This window comes from Bathymodiolus azoricus thioautotrophic gill symbiont (genome assembly GCF_001298715.1).
In the GTDB taxonomy this organism is placed as follows: domain Bacteria; phylum Pseudomonadota; class Gammaproteobacteria; order PS1; family Pseudothioglobaceae; genus Thiodubiliella.
In genome coordinates this window covers 1-939 of record NZ_CDSC02000376.1, presented here as the reverse complement: position 1 = coordinate 939, position 939 = coordinate 1, and the positions used below count along the sequence as shown (strand labels likewise).

The window sequence follows — 939 nt, the reverse complement described above, 5'->3', positions numbered from 1 at the left end:
AAAGGCGGTGTAGTAATCTGCCCTATCAATAAATTTAATGTTGATTGGCACAAAGCCATCACGAATCAGTAGGTAATTGTCAGGTTCCACCACGTTGTTCCAGTTTGGGCATTTGATATGAGGGTTTACACAATCTGGTTTACAGGGTCTTATGATGTGAATTCAAGTTTTCTTATTATTCTAAAAATTATATATGTATAAATACACAATAAAACTAAATAGATAATGCTATTGATATACTCGTGTCTTGCTTTTTCACTTTGTTCATTTATATAATCTAAATAAGATATATTTAGTTCATCTTGATAGCGATAACCTTCTTTTAAAGCCTGAATAATTTTTTTTGATTTTTTTAAATCTTGATTTTTAATGGAATCCTCTAACAAAATAACAAATTTTTCTATGTTACTTTCTGTGTTGATCATTGGTATAGGCATATAACTACCTAATACAAATATTTTTGTTATCAGTCCAATAGCGATATACAATGGAAGAAAGTATATTGAGTACTTTCTTTTCATTTCCTAAAATCCTATTTTTTAAGTTCTTTTTCTCGTTCTCTATAAATTTTATCCATAGTATTCTTAGTTTTCATAACTTTACTATTTGCTCCTAAATATTGCCCTACCGTCAATTTTATATCATAAACTTTCATTGTTCCACCTATAAACATCATGCCATATCCAATCGCTTTAGCAAATGGTTTCGGAACAAATGCTAATGTTATGCGAAAGTTTTTAATGTTTTTATTTCGTTAGAGTGTTAAAGACTTTCGATAGAGTGCTAAGTCTTTTCGGACACCACCTTGCTGTGTAAGGGTTTTTCGAGTTGTCACTTTTCTTTCTTATAGTAGAGGAAATAAGACGGGCGTATATAGAAAGAAAAAATCAAGAGCAAAAGCGTACTTTTTCAGGTGGTATAAGATTATTGGCTTCCATG

Annotated in this window: 2 protein-coding genes; both read right to left on the bottom strand. The window is 30.4% G+C overall.

Annotation, left to right across the window (positions count from 1 at the left end):
• Positions 1-149 precede the first annotated feature (149 nt).
• Positions 150-521 (bottom strand): hypothetical protein, encoded by a 372-nt coding sequence (locus BAZSYMA_RS07335; protein ID WP_143243145.1) that lies wholly within the window; start codon positions 519-521, stop codon positions 150-152.
• Positions 522-532: 11 nt separating this feature from the next.
• The gene (locus BAZSYMA_RS10050; RefSeq protein WP_195910149.1) at positions 533-676 is read right to left on the bottom strand and encodes a hypothetical protein; all 144 of its coding nucleotides are present in this window, start codon (positions 674-676) and stop codon (positions 533-535) included.
• Between the last annotated feature and the right edge of the window lie 263 nt (positions 677-939).